At 47.9% G+C, this 1,782-nt stretch carries 1 protein-coding gene; it reads left to right on the top strand.

The features are described from left to right. Positions 1-11: 11 nt before the first annotated feature. Positions 12-1,782: hypothetical protein (locus KDK16_RS09010; RefSeq protein ID WP_257275694.1), on the top strand; the 1,771-nt coding region annotated here is incomplete at its 3' end.

Genomic DNA, 1,782 nt, shown 5'->3' with positions numbered 1-1,782 from the left:
GCGAGTTCAATATGGAGCTGTTCCGCGCTTTCTCATCCATGAATAGTGGCAAAGGCATGCTCAAAAAAAAGGACGTGGAAGAGGTGCTGAACTGGTCGGAATGGAAAGACAGGGATGGCGAGTTCAATATGGAGCTGTTCCGCGCTTTATCGTCCATGAATCACAGCAAAGGCATTCCCAAACATGAGGAACATAAAAAATTAAAAGCGATGCTGGACTGGCCGGAATGGAGAGACGAGGATGGCGAATTCAATATGGAGTTATTTCGCTCTTTCTCGTCGATGTTCACCAAAAGATTTGTGCCCAAACACAAGAAAGTGAAAATGGTGCTGGGCTGGCAGGTATGGAAAGACAAGAATGGCGAGTTCAGCATGGAGCTGTTCCGCGCCTTCTCGTCCATGAATCATGCCAGAGGCTTGCCTGAAAATGAGGAGGAAGTGAAAGAGATTCTGGGCTGGCAGATGTGGAAAGATAAGTATGGCGAGTTCAGCATGGAGCGATTCCGCACCTTCACAGCCATGAATGCTGGCAAAGGCCCGCCCAAATATGAGGACGTGAAAGCGATGCTGAACTGGCCGGAATGGAAAGAAAAGGATGGCAGGTTCGGTATGGAGCGGCTCCGCGCATTTTCTTCCATGAATCTTGGCCGGGGCATGCCCACATATGAGCGAGTGAAAAAAGTGCTTGGCTGGCCGGAGTGGAAAGACCAGGATGGCGAGTTCAGTATGGAGCGGTTCCGTGCCTTCTCGTCCATAAATAATGGCCAGGGCATGCCCAAACATGAACCAGTGAAAAAAATGATGAACTGGATAAGCTTCGGGGGGGTGCCCAACCATCTGTTATTGCAAATTATGGCCAGGCTCTGGGCATCAGAAGGGCTACCTGCTATTGAAGAGCTGAAACACCTGGAAACACAACTGAAACAGTGGCTGTTGACAGAATCTAATGAAGAAAATAGCCACTTGAATAATGAAGAGGATGACAAATTCAATCGCCAGCTAAAAACAGTTTCCCTTTATCTTTCCACCCCTAACCCAGACTGGGTAATCAGCTGGGCGCTTTTAAAACAATTTCACCACGTTGAAAAGACTAAACCCGCTCTGATGCTGGAATCATTGATAACGTTTCTGTCTTCTTATGGAGGGAAAGGCGTCAAACGCTACCTTGAGGTTAGTCAACAGAACCGGGATTTTTTCTGGCGTCATTCGGGCAAAGCCGTGCCTTTGAACGTGTTAAGTAAGGCAATAGCTCTGTTTTCTGCCAATGAACCCAGAGGGCGTTTTGTCTATTTTGCCAAGCGGCTGAAATCATTGCCGAATAAGAGCCAATGGGAACAGCATTCAGCCCGGTTGCAGCAATTATCGGGAGTGCTGAAATACGACTATATGAAAAGACTCTACTGGGAACTCTTGCAACCCTTAACAAAAGATGACCAGTTGCGTTTTCTGGACGCCAGCCATGCTCAGGCTGTATTCGACCTGCTTCCCTCGTTGGGCGCCCTGCATAAACTCAGCAAAGAGCATTCCTCCCAATGGCTAAAATGGCTACTTGAAGCCTGCCTTCAACTAAAAAACCATGACATCACCAAAAAAGGCATCCAGATAATCTTTGAGGCGCTACTCAAAACCCATAGCCTTCTGCCCTGGGATAAGAATATCCCCGATCATTTTCTGTCCGGGATGCGCACAACCGAAAACAGCAACGTTGAAATACCTGTCTCTGAAGTTATTCCATCAGGAGAACAGCTGGCCCTGAGTTATATCGCTGTGCTGATGCAGAACC

Source organism: Endozoicomonas sp. SESOKO4 (assembly GCF_024606275.1).
Note: the sequence above shows the minus strand (reverse complement) of the source record. Positions and strands in the feature narration are given on the sequence as shown.